This is a genomic window from Caballeronia sp. SBC1 (assembly GCF_011493005.1).
Lineage (GTDB): Bacteria > Pseudomonadota > Gammaproteobacteria > Burkholderiales > Burkholderiaceae > Caballeronia.
Genome location: NZ_CP049156.1, coordinates 1,045,353 through 1,058,462 on the forward strand (window position 1 = coordinate 1,045,353; position 13,110 = coordinate 1,058,462).

11 protein-coding genes are annotated in these 13,110 nt (G+C 61.6%); 5 read left to right on the forward strand and 6 right to left on the reverse strand.

Going from position 1 to position 13,110, the window contains the following annotated elements; all coding sequences use genetic code 11:
- Positions 1-7: 7 nt before the first annotated feature.
- The 3 genes from xdhA to SBC1_RS04605 all read right to left on the reverse strand — a co-directional run bounded on the left by xdhA (position 8) and on the right by SBC1_RS04605 (position 3,987).
- Positions 8-1,510 carry a xanthine dehydrogenase small subunit gene (gene xdhA, locus SBC1_RS04595; RefSeq protein ID WP_165087707.1) on the reverse strand — a complete coding sequence of 501 codons (1,503 nt, stop codon included), beginning with the start codon at positions 1,508-1,510 and terminating at the stop codon, positions 8-10.
- A 449-nt stretch (positions 1,511-1,959) separates the two neighbouring features.
- Entirely contained in the window at positions 1,960-2,472 is a 513-nt protein-coding gene (locus SBC1_RS04600; RefSeq protein ID WP_165093062.1) for a disulfide bond formation protein B, read from the reverse strand.
- A 132-nt stretch (positions 2,473-2,604) separates the two neighbouring features.
- Positions 2,605-3,987 (reverse strand): amidase, encoded by a 1,383-nt coding sequence (locus SBC1_RS04605; RefSeq protein WP_165087710.1) that lies wholly within the window; start codon positions 3,985-3,987, stop codon positions 2,605-2,607.
- 410 nt (positions 3,988-4,397) lie between these two features.
- Between SBC1_RS04605 and SBC1_RS40480 the strand changes: the two genes are divergently transcribed.
- Together SBC1_RS40480 and SBC1_RS04615 are read left to right on the forward strand one after the other, a co-directional pair.
- Complete coding sequence (locus SBC1_RS40480) at positions 4,398-4,649, forward strand: DUF4160 domain-containing protein (protein WP_165087713.1); 252 nt, start codon at positions 4,398-4,400, stop codon at positions 4,647-4,649.
- A complete protein-coding gene (locus SBC1_RS04615; RefSeq protein ID WP_165087716.1) occupies positions 4,633-5,100 on the forward strand; it encodes a DUF2442 domain-containing protein in 468 nt (155 codons plus the stop codon). The genes SBC1_RS40480 and SBC1_RS04615 overlap by 17 nt, the downstream gene beginning before the upstream one ends.
- Positions 5,101-5,170: 70 nt before the next feature.
- Here SBC1_RS04615 and SBC1_RS04620 read toward each other — a convergent pair whose 3' ends face one another.
- From SBC1_RS04620 to hemN, 3 genes are all read right to left on the reverse strand, one after another.
- Positions 5,171-8,386 (reverse strand): efflux RND transporter permease subunit, encoded by a 3,216-nt coding sequence (locus tag SBC1_RS04620; protein WP_165087719.1) that lies wholly within the window; start codon positions 8,384-8,386, stop codon positions 5,171-5,173.
- Positions 8,387-8,400: 14 nt separating this feature from the next.
- A complete protein-coding gene (locus tag SBC1_RS04625) occupies positions 8,401-9,600 on the reverse strand; it encodes an efflux RND transporter periplasmic adaptor subunit (RefSeq protein WP_165087724.1) in 1,200 nt (399 codons plus the stop codon).
- Between the two features lie 110 nt (positions 9,601-9,710).
- Positions 9,711-11,084: an oxygen-independent coproporphyrinogen III oxidase gene (gene hemN, locus SBC1_RS04630; protein WP_165987480.1), complete on the reverse strand. Its 1,374-nt coding sequence runs from the start codon at positions 11,082-11,084 to the stop codon at positions 9,711-9,713.
- 127 nt (positions 11,085-11,211) lie between these two features.
- Between hemN and SBC1_RS04635 the strand changes: the two genes are divergently transcribed.
- The 3 genes from SBC1_RS04635 (at position 11,212) to SBC1_RS04645 (ending at position 13,081) form a co-directional block, all read left to right on the forward strand.
- A complete protein-coding gene (locus SBC1_RS04635; RefSeq protein ID WP_165087730.1) occupies positions 11,212-11,505 on the forward strand; it encodes a YkgJ family cysteine cluster protein in 294 nt (97 codons plus the stop codon).
- A gap of 76 nt (positions 11,506-11,581) precedes the next feature.
- Positions 11,582-12,169 (forward strand): DUF1439 domain-containing protein, encoded by a 588-nt coding sequence (locus SBC1_RS04640; protein WP_165087733.1) that lies wholly within the window; start codon positions 11,582-11,584, stop codon positions 12,167-12,169.
- A 78-nt stretch (positions 12,170-12,247) separates the two neighbouring features.
- Positions 12,248-13,081, forward strand: coding sequence for an undecaprenyl-diphosphate phosphatase (locus tag SBC1_RS04645; RefSeq protein ID WP_165087736.1), 834 nt, complete (start codon positions 12,248-12,250; stop codon positions 13,079-13,081).
- The last annotated feature ends 29 nt before the right edge of the window (positions 13,082-13,110 follow it).

The window sequence follows — 13,110 nt, forward strand, 5'->3', positions numbered from 1 at the left end:
ACGCTGCTCATTGCACGTCAAACGCGAACGCGTTGACGTCGTGGAGTGCGAGCGGCGAGTCCTCACGGGTTTCGAGGAAGAAACGCCACAGCACGTTGCGCGCCACTTTGCTGCGGTACGCGCTCGACGCCCGCATGTCGGTGAGCGGCTGGAAGTCGACGTCCAGCGCGCACATGGCGGCTTTCACGTTGGCCTCGTTCCACTCTTCGTTCACCAACACGGCTTCCGCATTCGATGCCCGTTTGGGCGTGGCGGCCATGCCGCCAAACGCGAACCGCGCGGCTGCCACGCGAGTGCCGTCGAGCGTCACGGCGAACGCGGCGCACACCGCCGAAATGTCCTGGTCGTAGCGCTTGGAGATTTTGTAAGTCCGAAAGCGCAGGTTCGCCGATGGCAAGGGCACGCGAATTCCCGCGACGAATTCGCCAGTTTCCAGCGCGGATTTTTGATAGCCGAGATAGAAGGCATCGAGCGGCATCGTGCGGACTTTAGCGGCTTTTTGCAGCACGATTTGAGCATCGAGCGCGATCAGTGCCGGCATGGAATCGCCGATAGGCGAGCCGTTCGCCACGTTGCCACCGAGCGTGCCGGCGTTGCGAATGGGCAGCGAAGCAAAGCGCGTCCACAATTCCGCGAGTTCCGGATAAACGGCCGAGAGCGCGCCGTATGAATCTTCCAGCGAGGCCGCAGCACCGATAGTCAACCATTGCCCGTCGCGGGTAATCGCCTTGAGTTCGGCCACATTGGCGATATACAGGACGTCGCCCAGATCGCGGAATTGCTTGGTGACCCACAGGCCGACGTCCGTGCTGCCGGCGAGGATGCGCGCGTCCGGATGGTCGGCACGCAAGCGCGCGAATTCGGCGAGCGAGACGGGCGCGAAAAACGTCGGGTGGCCGAATGCAGCGCCGCGCGCGTCGGGCGCCGCGTATTCGAGCGTTTCCTTGCGCCGGATGGTTTCGAGCCGGCGCTTGAGCGTGTCACGATCAAGCAGTGCGCGAGGGTACTCGAACATTTTCTGCGACGCATCCACGATCGGCCGATAGCCCGTACAGCGGCAGAGATTGCCGGAGAGGGCGGCGTTGATTTCGTCGCGGGTGGGCAGGCCGGCGTCGGCGGGCTGATTCTGATAAAGCGCCCACATCGACATCACGAAACCGGGCGTGCAGAAGCCGCATTGCGAGCCGTGGCAATCGACCATGGCTTGCTGGACCGGATGCAGCGTGCCGTCCTTGGCGCGCAGGTCTTCAACTGTAAAGAGCGCTCGACCGTCGAGCGTCGGCATGAACTGGATGCAGGCGTTGACGGCCTTGAGGACGGGTTGGCCTTCCGCATCGAGTTCACCGATCACCACCGTACACGCACCGCAATCGCCTTCCGCGCATCCCTCTTTCGTGCCGGTGCATTGGTCGTGCTCGCGCAAATGCTGGAGCACCGTACGCGAAGCGGGTACGTCGCGCACTTCGCGCAGGGCGTTGTGCTGGAAGAACCGGATGGTTTGCGTTGTCATAAAGAAGTCCGAGACATTGCGGATCGGGCGCGCGTTACGCGAAAATCGGCGTCAGTTTCCAAAGAAAACAGGCCGAAAGAGCGCACGTGGATCGCCATCCAAAGATAACGATATCACCGCAATATCTCAAAAAGATTCCGGCAAACGTATCAAGACTATGCGAACAGCTGGATGAGGGCGGCGAAAAAAACGCCAAGAACGCACACGGAGGGATATTGAGGGGACAGGAGGGGTGCGACGAAACGAGAGAGCGAGGTTTTGGCCGTTGGTGCCCAAGCGCGGCGGCGGGCGGACAACGGCATTGGACATTCATGCGCGGCGACGCCGCAAAACGCATGGCTGGGTAACTGCGTCTTTGGCAAGGCTGAGGCCCGCCACGCATCGCGCCCTCAGCTTTTGCGGAAAGCGGGGCCAGTTCGGCAAAGGTCCGAAGCGCCCGCCACCCGCACTCAACTAGCGCGCAACCTGCGCTTGCCCCACAAGCTGCCGGCGACGGACAGGAAGATCACCCCAAACGCGATAAGACCCCATTGCGGCAACGAGAGTCCAAGAATGGGCGGATAGGGCGTCTCGCAAAGCCCCGCGACCTTGAAGACCTGAGGCAGCCACTGCGCGGGCGGAAGAGAATCCACAACAGGCTGGAGGGCGTCGAACCCGCAGCTGAATCCCGGGTGTGCCTGCACATAAACGTGCCGTGCGGCTGCTACCACGCCCCCGAGAGCGGACAGCGCAACCAGCATTTCGAGCAATGCAATCCCGCGCCATCCGCGGAACGAAGCGCCGAGCAAGGCAAAGACCGCGATCAGCACGAAAAAGTAGCGTTGAATGATGCAAAGCGGGCAGGGATCTTCACCTTTGACGAACTGAAGATAGAGCGCGCCGCCAACGAGCCCCAGACAGATCACAGCGAGCAGAACCAACAATCGGCGTTCGCGGCGAATCCCGCGTTCGTCGTGGTGCATGGTGAAATGATTCAAGGAGTTGTTCATATTTTCCGAATTGTTCGAGAAAAAGGCACCTGAAAGGGCACATCCGCCGACGGAATTCTATCGTGATCGCGGGCGCCAGACGGTTTCAGGCGCGGCGTGAGCGGCTCAGCGCGTGGTTTCGAGTACCGCTTCCACGGCACGGCCGATGGAGAGCAGCGCGTCGTCGCCGAACGGCGCCCCGGCCAGCATGAGGCCGACCGGCGCTTCGCCCCGTGGATGGCATGGCAGCGACAACGCGCAACTATCCAGGAAATTGAAAACGGAGGGGTTGCGCAGGATCAGCGCGTTGGTTCGGCCGAACGCTTCGTCGTCGTGTTCGAGGTCGGCCACGCGCGGCGGCACGACCGGCACGGTCGGGCACACAATGGCGTCGAACCGCTGCCACAGCGCCCGCGCCTGCTCGATCATTGTGGCGCGCGCCTGCAACAAGTCGATGTAATCAGCCGCGCTCGCGGGCTGGCCTTTCAGTATCCGCACGCGGACGCGGGGATCGTATTCATCGGCGTGGGCCTGGAGTAGCGGCCGATGCCATGCGTAAGCCTCGATTGGCGCGAAGCCGAAGCGGTTGATCTCGGCAAGCCGTTCGAGCGGTGCGAAACGCACGTCTTCCACCAGCGCACCGGCTGCCGATAGATGTCCGATCGCCGCGGCGTAGGCACTGGCGACCGTTTCATCGACACCGTCCATGACGTAGTTGGCCAGCACGCCCAGACGCACGCCGTCCAGTGGCCGGGGCCGAGTCGTGGGTACGCCGGAGTCCCGGCCGGAGAGAATGCGGTCTACAAGCGCGCAGCACGCCACAGACAACCCGATAGGCCCGAACGAGTCGAGCGTGGTGGAAAGCGGCACGCCGCCTTGCGTAGGCACGCGGGCAGCGGTCGGCTTGAAGCCGGTGAGCCCGCAGAGCGCCGCCGGGATGCGAATGGAGCCACCGGTGTCTGTGCCGAGCGCGATGGCCGCCATGCCGTCCGCCACCGACGCCGCGGCGCCCGATGACGAGCCTCCGGCAATCCGTTCGTCGCCCGCCACATCGCTTCGATACGGCGAGTGCGGCGTTCCGTAGTGCGGGTTCAGCCCGAGCCCGGAGAACGCGAATTCGCTCATGTTGGTGCGCCCGACGATCACGCCGCCCGCCCGCCGCAGCCGGGCAACGGCGACAGCGTCGGCCTTGGCGGGCAGTGAGTCGGCCAGTACACGCGAGCCGGCGCGTGTCACCTGGCCTTCGATATCGAAGAGATCCTTGATCGACACAGGAATGCCCGCCAACGGTGAGAGGACGGTGCTCGCACGGCGCAATGCGTCATGGGCGTCGGCGGCGGCGCGGGCGCGCTCTGCATCGACGTGCAGGAACGAAACCGCTCCCTGCCCCGAAGGGTTTGCAATGCGTTCGAGCGCCTGCTCCACCAACTCGCGGCTGGTCGTTTTACCGTCACGAAGCGCGGCGGCGAGTTGTGCGAGAGGCGCGAACTGAGGCGAAGTGGTGGGCATGATGTCGAGAGAAACCGGTGGCTTGACGGGCTACAAAACGGAGCTACAAACGGAGCTACAAACAGGCAAGGTCGGGCGTGCTGCGCAGAGCACGAATGCGGCGCGGTAAGCGATCCGTTCGCACCGTGGCGTTGCGGCGTTGCTGTGCTCAAGGCCGCAATGCAACACCTGATGCAACTTGCCCAAAAGTGGCTGTCATTCTAAGCCAGCCCAGTAATAAATACTCGCCGCCGCACACTTGATGCTTGATAAACCGGGCTCCTCTGCCATTCGGCTGATAGCGCCGGTTCCGCTTCCTGCCTAAGCTTGACTGGTCCCCGCACACGGTCTTTTGCGGGGTAAAACAACAGTTCCAAGTAAACCCAAGCGTTTGGGTTTACTTGCCCGCAGCTAACGGATAGAGTGACTGCATGCCAACAATTTTCCGCATCGGCGCTGCCCGCGTCGTGATTTATTTGAACGATCATCAACCTGCTCACGTGCATGTTCTTGACGGCAAGCAACACGCCATCTTCAACTTGCACTGTCCGGTTGGACCGCCGACCTTGCAAAAGAATCACGGCTTTTCGCACGTTGACGCAACTACCTTCGCTCGCCGGATGCAAAACGTGGTCGGCTCGCTATGCACTGAATGGAAGACACTACATGACTGCTTTTGTTGATATCACCGAACACCAGATGCGCGAAGCCGAAGAGCGGATGAACAAACACGTTGCCGCACATCCGATCGCCATGTCCGCCTCGTTTAATCCAGTGGACGGCAGGGTGGCTATCGAACTGTCGAATGGCGCGTTGTTCGCGATTCCCGCGCGGATTATCCAGGGTTTGGAAAATGCTTCGGACAGCGACCTGAAAACAATCGAAATCACGGCATCCGGCACGGGTTTGTATTTCCCCACCGTCGACGCCGACATTCTCGTGGCACCGTTACTTGCCGGTGTACTGGGGTCGCGATCGTTCATGGCCAGACGACTGGGTAAGGCGGGAGGGGCCAGTCGCAGCGAATCCAAAGCGGCCGCGGCGCGCGCGAACGGCGCGCGTGGCGGCCGGCCCCGCAAGGTCAATGTGGAAAGCGAGGAGTATGAGGGAGGTGCTGCGCTCGAGAAAAAGTAGCCGGCGGCTAATGAGGCAACTTCGAACGCAACCTCGTGCGTAAAGCGAGCTTTCGCGCGCCGCGATGCATTCAAGGCACGCGGTCCACCTCGGCGGGAATGTCTCGGGAGCGTTCGGAAGATGCAATAAGCGTCTTTCCCTTTGCACCGCGCCGCCATTTCCTCGTCACCCATGCGCCGAAATCATCAAGGACCGTATAAGCCACTGGCACGACCACCAGCGTTAACAAAGACGAGGTGATCACGCCGCCAATGACCGTCTGGCCGAGCGGCCCCCGTTGCTCGCCGCCTTCGCCCAAGCCCAGCGCGAGCGGCAGCATGCCGAAGATCATCGCGAGCGTGGTCATCAGGATCGGGCGCAGCCTGACGCGTGCCGCTTCCAGCAACGCGTCGGTGCGGGTCATCGGGTGGCCTTTACCCGTCGCGTCGAGCAGGGTGCCGCGCCGTGCCTGATTCGCGAAGTCGACGAGCAGGATCGCGTTCTTCGTGACGAGGCCCATCAGCATGATGAAACCGATGATCGAGAACATGTTCAGCGTGCTGCCGAACAGCAGCAACGCGAGCAGCACGCCCACCAGCGTGAGCGGGAGGGACGTCATGATCGCGAGCGGTTGCAGGAAGCTGCCGAATTGCGACGCGAGGATCATGTAGATGAAGATCACGGCGAGCACCAGCGCCTGGACCGCATAGATGAACGACTCGTTCATGCTTTTTGTGGAGCCGCCGAAACGGTATCGGTAGCCTGCGGGAAGGTGCATCTCGTCGAGGGTTTTCTTCACATCGGCGGCGACTTCGCCCGGCGATCGTCCTATGACGTTTGCCGAAATCTCGACCTCGCGCGACAAATCCCGCCGGCCGATCACATCCGGTCCGGTCGTCTCGGTAATAGCGGCGACCTGTCGCAAGGGCACGAGTACGGGCGCGCCGTTTGCGTCGGTGCGGCTGGTGGCAATCATGAGCTTTGACAGGTCGTCTACGTTGCGGCGTTGTGCCGAGGGCAAACGCACGCTCACGTCGTAATCCTGATCGTCGGGCGCGCGCCACGTGCTGATGGCGTCACCCGACAGCAGCGGGCGCAGCGCCTGACCGACCTCCGCTACGCCTACGCCCAGGTCAGACGCGAGTTCGCGACGGACGTCAATGGCCACAATGGGTTTGTCGTCCTTCAGGCTCGCGTCCAGATCCACGAGGCCGGGAATCTTTCGCAAGCGCTGTTGTGCTTCGGCGGACAGACGCCGGAGCTCGTCCAGGTTGTCGCCTTGCAGGCTGAACTGCACCGCCTTGCTGGAGCCGGCGCCGTCCGGCATGCCGATCTCGGTCACCACGATCCCGGCAATCCTCTGCAGCCGCGTACGGAACACCTGGTTCAATTCCAGCACGCCGCGCGTGCGTTCGCGCCGCTCCTTCAGGCGTACGGTAATCAGCGCGTTGTTCTTGCCCTGCGCGTTACCGGAGTTGATCGTGGCATAGCTATAACGCACCTCAGGGTATGACGCGAGTGCCGCTTCGACCTGGCGGACTTTGTCGGCGGTTGCTTCCAGCGACGTTCCCACGGGCGTGTTCAAGCCAATCTGCGTGGTGGAAAAATCGGCATTCGGGACGAACTCGGTGCCGATCAGCGGCACGAGGAACAGGCTGCCGAAAAAAGTCGCGGCCGCAACCGACAGCGTCGTGATGCGGTGCCTGAGCGACCAGCCGAGCAGCCGCCGATAGAACTGCGCGAGCCGTTCCACGCCGCGCTCGAAGAAGGCGAGCAAACGGGCGAGATGGCGTGTGCCGCGCACGTGCAGCGCGGGATCGGGCCAGATCGACGAGAGCATGGGGTCGAGCGTAAACGAGACGAACATCGAGATCAGCACGGCGGCCGCGACTGTCACGCCGAACTGGTGAAAGAACCGGCCGATGATGCCGCTCATGAATCCCACTGGCAGGAACACGGCGACAATCGAAAACGTTGTGGCGAGCACGGCGAGGGCGATTTCCTTCGTGCCATCGAGTGCGGCCGTGCGGTGGTCCGCGCCAAGCTGAACATGCCGGACAATGTTTTCACGCACCACGATCGCGTCGTCGATCAACAAGCCCACGCATAGCGACAACGCCATCAGCGTGATGACGTTGATCGTGAAACCGGCCGCGAACATGAACGCAAACGTGCCGATCAACGCGATCGGCAGCGTGAGCCCGGTGATCACGGTGCTGCGCCACGAGCCGAGGAACAGGAACACGATCGCGATGGTCAGCAGCGCGCCCTCGAGCAATGTGCCCTTGACTTCGTTCACGCTGTTTTCGATATCGAGTGACGAGTCGTCGGTGATGTCTAGCTTGACGCCCGGCGGCAGCGCCTTTCGCAGTGCTTCGACTTCGGCCCGGATGCCATGCGCCACGTCAACCGTGTTCTCGCCCTGCGCCTTGACCACCGATAAAAACAGCGCGCGATTACCGTTGAGCAGCGCCATGCTGTCCGGCTCTTCCTGCCCGTCGACCACTTGCGCCACCTGATCCAGCGTGACGGCATGCCCAGCATTCGATGCGCCGCGACGCGCGACAATGATGCGTTTGAAGTCATCGGGCGTCTGGAAACGGCCCTTCACCTGCACGGTCTGTTCAATACCCGCCGACGTCAGCGGCCCGGCTGGGATCTCCTGATTCTCGTTCTGCACGGCGCGAATCACCTGATCAACGCCAACGGACAATGCTTGCAGGCGATCCGGACTGACATCAATCCGAACCTGCCGCTTTACGCCGCCCACAATGCTCACCGAGCCCACGCCGCGCACGGTTTCCAGACGCTTGCGCACGATCTGGTCGGCGGTGGTCGTGAGGTCACGCGTGCTCAACGCTGAGCCTGGCGCGTTGGACACGGCAACCGTGACGATCGGCATGTCGGACGGGTCATAGCGCAAAACGCGCGGTTCCTTCACGCCGTCGCGCAGATCGGGCCTGATCAGCGCCACCTTGTCGCGGACGTCCTGCGCGGCCTGCATGACGTTGACCGAGAGATCGAACTGGACGATCACGACCGACAACGCGTCGTAGGAGTGCGATGAAATTTCGTCGATGCCGCTAATCGTGTTGACCGCTTCCTCTATCTTGCGAGTGACGTCGGATTCCACCGATTCCGGCGATGCCCCTGGATACGCCGTCTGGACAACGACCACGGGAAACGTGATATCGGGAAACTGATCGACCTTCAGGCGCTCGTATGAGAACAGGCCGATCACGAGAAACGCCGCCATCATCATGGCGGCGAACACGGGGTTATTGATGCTGACGCGCGTGAACCACATGGCTTGCGGCTCCGCTATTGAACAGCTGGCATGGACGCCGCCGTGGCCGCCGTTGGCAAAGCGGCGGCGGCTAGTCCGACCATGCGCACGGTGCTGCCGATGCGCAGCGCGCCGAGGTTATTCTTCACGACCTGCTGGCCTTCCTTGAGCGGTGGATCGACGAGCTGGGTCCAGCTCGCGCCCTCGGCGGCACCGGTTGCTGCCGTGGTGACAGGAACTTCGACGAGTTTGCCGCCCGAGAGCGCGTAGACGCTTTGGCTCGCGCCATCCGTGCGCACCGCGGATGCTGGCACCACCAGCGCGTTCGGGGTGCTGCCCACCGTCACGCTGCCCGTGCCAAACATGCCGACGCGCAGTGTGGCAGTCGGATTGGGCACCTGGATATAAACCATGATCGAGCGCGAGCCCGGCTGCGCTGCGGGATTGATGCGCGTGACAGTGGACACGACGGGCGGTTCGATGCCATCGAACCGGATGGAAACGGGCTGGCCGATTCGAACGCGGCCGATTTCCCCCACGGGCACGGGGGCTTCGAGTTCAAGCTGGGTCAGGTCGACGACATCGAACAATTTGCTGTCGACGGCCACACGCTCCCCGGGTTCAATGCTTCGCGACGCAATCTGACCGCTGAACGGCGCGCGCACGATGGTGTCCGCCACCGACAAATTCGACGATGCCAGCGCAGCGCGGGCAGCCGCGAGATTGGCGGCAGCGATGGTGTACTGGCTTTGGGCCGTATCGAAGGCATTTTTTGAGATGAAGCCCTTTTCGACGAGCACGCGATTGTTCTCGAGCGTTTGTTTCGCGATATCCAACTGACCGGCCATGGCGGCCATTTGCCCACGCGATTGCTCGGCGCGAGCGGCGTAGTCGCGGGCGTCGATGGAGGCGAGTATTTGTCCTGCCTTGACGGTATCGCCTTCACGCGCCCGCACGTCGAGAGCCGAGCCCGCCACTTTCGCCTTGACGGCAGCTTGCGTGACGGCGCGAAGTGAACCGGTGAGCGGCAGCGTTTCGGACAGCGTGTGACGCGTGAGCGCGGCGAGGTCACCGGGCGTGAATTCGATGACAGACTCGTCGGCGGAGGACGAAGCCGATGTTGCCGGTGCGCCGGCGCTCGCGCGTTTTCTGAGCGTGTGTGTGATGCCGAGCGTCAGTACGATGATGACAACAATTGCCGCGATGAGGATGTTTCGTTTTCTTGATAGATGCATTGCGTGTCTGTGGAGCGTGAAGCACGCCGCACGATAGCGCATTTACGGCTGGCGAGCGTCAAAGTTGCGAAAGGCCGTGGGGAGGGTCGCCCAGACTTTGACGCCAGCGATCAAATCGTCCGTGAAAACCGCTGCGTTGTGTTCCCGGCGAGATACCGATCGAAGATCATGGCCACGTTACGTACGAGCAGGCGCCCGGCGGGAAGCACTTCGATGCCATCGTGGTTCACCTTGACCAGCCCATCGGCCTCAAGCGGTTTCAACCGCTCCAGCTCACTGGCAAAAGCAGTCTCGAACCGAATCCCATAAACCGCTTCCAACGCATCAAAGCGCAGTGAAAACTGACACATGATTTCACTGATGATGTCGCGCCGCAGCCGATCATCGGCGCTTAGCCGCACGCCTCGTGCAATAGCGAGTTCGCCGCGATCGATCGCAGCGGCGTAACCGGCCATGTCCTTGGCGTTCTGCGCGTAGACATCGCCGACCTTGCCAATGGAAGACACCCCCAATCCGATCAGATCGCAATCCGCCTGGGTGCTGTAACCCTGAAAATTTCGATGCAGCGTACCCGCTCGCTGCGCCACGGCTAGTTCATCGTTTGGCAAAGCGAAATGATCCATCCCGATGTACACATAACCTGCGTCAGTCAGTTTCTCGATAACCCGTTCGAGAAGCGCCAGACGCACAGCCGGCGAGGGCAATGTGGCTTCATCCATCTGCCGCTGCATCTTGAAAACAGACGGCATATGCGCATAGCCGAACACCGAAAGCCGGTCGGGCGCGAGCGTGATCATCGTGTCGAGCGTACGGCTGAAGCTCTCCACGCTCTGATGCGGCAAGCCATAGATCAGATCAACGCTGACCGATTTAAACCCTTCGGCCCGTGCCGCCGACATCACCCTTTGCGTCATCTCGAGCGGTTGAACGCGATTGACCGCTTGCTGCACACGCAGATCAAAGTCTTGCACCCCGAAGCTCAGCCGGTTGAAACCCAGCTCGCGCAATACGTTGATTGTTTCTGGCGATGCCTCGCGCGGATCGACTTCGATCGAATATTCGGCCTGCGCGTCGGGCAGAAGGCGAAAAGACTCAGCGGTCGCGATCATCAATTCGGCCATTTCATCGTGCGACAAAAACGTCGGTGTACCGCCGCCCCAATGCAACTGCGACACCGGGCGGGAGGTGTCGAAACATGCCGCCTGCAACAACAGTTCACGTTTCAACAGATCGAGATAGGGACGCGCGTGCGCACGATTTTTTGTAGCGATCTTGTTGCAGCCGCAATAGAAACAGACGGTGTCGCAGAATGGAATATGGAAGTACAGCGAAAGATCCGTCGATGCCGCTCCCGGGTCCGCCGCCGCCCGATGGTAATGGCCGGGATCGAAGGTATCGGTGAATTGAACGGCGGGGGGATACGACGTGTAGCGCGGACCGGCCGCGTCGTATTTCGTGAGCAGATCGGGGCGGAAGAGGGACATTGCGGACGGACTTGAAGAGGGTGCTTCGAGTCTAGCCGACACGTTGTCCCAATTCTTGCGTGATAACGCCGCAGCCGCACGGTGGCACAATGTCGGGTTGCCTCATTTGCCCAAACAGTACGAACCGATGTCTGCCGCCCTCCGTCCGAACTCTGCACACGCGTGCCGCGAAAGCTGCGGCGCATGCTGTATTGCGCCGTCGATTTCGAGCGCGATTCCCGGCATGCCCGACGGCAAGCCGGCCGGCGTGCGCTGCGTCCAGCTCGGGGCGGATCTTCGCTGCGCGATTTTTGGCGATCCGCGCAGACCGGCCTGCTGCTCGGGCCTGCAGCCATCGGAGTCCATGTGCGGCGACACGCGTGCTTACGCGCTGGCGTGGCTCACGCAACTCGAAATCGATACGCAACCTGAGCGCGCGTAACCGGTCGAACGCTCATCCTGCAAGTTCAGATCACGTTCAAGCTCAGGTTCAAGTTCAAGTCACTGGAGAATTTCGCATGACTCAAGCCGTTGCGCCGAAGCGGCGCCGGTTCCTGCTCGCAGCCCTTGGCGGCGCGGGCGCGGTGGCGCTGGGAACCCAGGGATGCGCCGCATCGATATTTCCGTTCATCCCCGATCACTACACGTTCAGCCAGGCGCAGGTCCAGGACGCGTTGCAGCGCAAGTTTCCCTTGGAACGCACGGCCTCGCAGATTTTCGATGTCACGCTGAGCAATCCGCTGGTCGGCCTCGCGCCCGATCGCAACCGGATTACGGTACGGCTGGACGCGCGGCTTGCCACGCCGTTCATCCCGAATCCGGTCACGGGAATATTTACACTTTCCAGTCAGCTTGCTTACGACGCACCCAGTCATTCGGTGATCCTGATGTCGCCGACCGTCGACAACGCCCAGGTCTCCGGCGAGGCTGCGCAATACAACCAGCAGATCAACGCGGTCGGCGCGGTCATGGCAACGCAGTTCCTGGACCGTTACCCCATCTACACATTCAAGCCAGAACAATTGCAGTTTGCCGGTGTTAATTACGAACCCGGTACAATCACCGTCCTTACAAACGGCATACGTGTGCAGATCGTCGAGAAGTAGTTTTTCTGGCGCAATCCAGTACGCGCATGCCTGAACGATTGGCTGGCGACGGCCAAACTATGCCAAAAGGGCGGAGCGATGGACTGGATTCTGTTTTGCAAAGCGCTGATTCTGGGTGTGGTGGAGGGTTTGACTGAGTTTTTGCCGGTATCGAGCACGGGACACTTGATCGTTGCCGGCAGTCTGCTGAATTTCACTGATGCCCAGGCCAAGACGTTCGACGTCGTGATCCAGTTCGGCGCGATTCTCGCGATTGTCTGGGAATACCGGCGCAAGATCGGCTCGGTCGTTGCCGGGTTGCCCACGCAGCCCAAGGCGCGAAGGTTTGCGCTGAACGTGATCATCGCGACCATTCCGGCGGTCGTGCTCGGCCTGCTGTTCGAAAAGCACATCAAGGCCGTTTTGTTCGCGCCGGTGCCGGTGTCCGTGGCGCTGATCGTGGGCGGCATCGTGATCTTGTGGGCGGAAGCGCGGCACCGCGAGCGCAACATCGCGCCGCGGGTGACGTCGGTGGACGATCTCTCTTACGCCGATGCCTTCAAAGTCGGGCTCGCCCAATGCTTCGCGCTGATTCCGGGCACGTCGCGCTCGGGGTCGACGATTATCGGTGGGATGTTGTTCGGGCTGGAACGCAAAGTCGCCACCGAGTTTTCATTCTTTCTCGCGATTCCCATTATTTTCGGCGCCACGCTTTATGAACTCGCGAAGGAGTGGCGCACGCTGTCGGTCGATTCAGTGGGCTTGTTTATCGTCGGGATGGTGGCCGCGTTTGTCAGCGCATTCGTGTGTATTCGATGGCTGTTGCGTTACGTCGCCACACACGATTTCACGGCGTTCGCGTGGTATCGGATCGGCTTCGGGCTGCTGATCCTGATTGTTGGGTATAGCGGTGGGCTGAGTTGGGCGGAATGATGATTCAACGCCGCTTTGCCCTTGGCGAG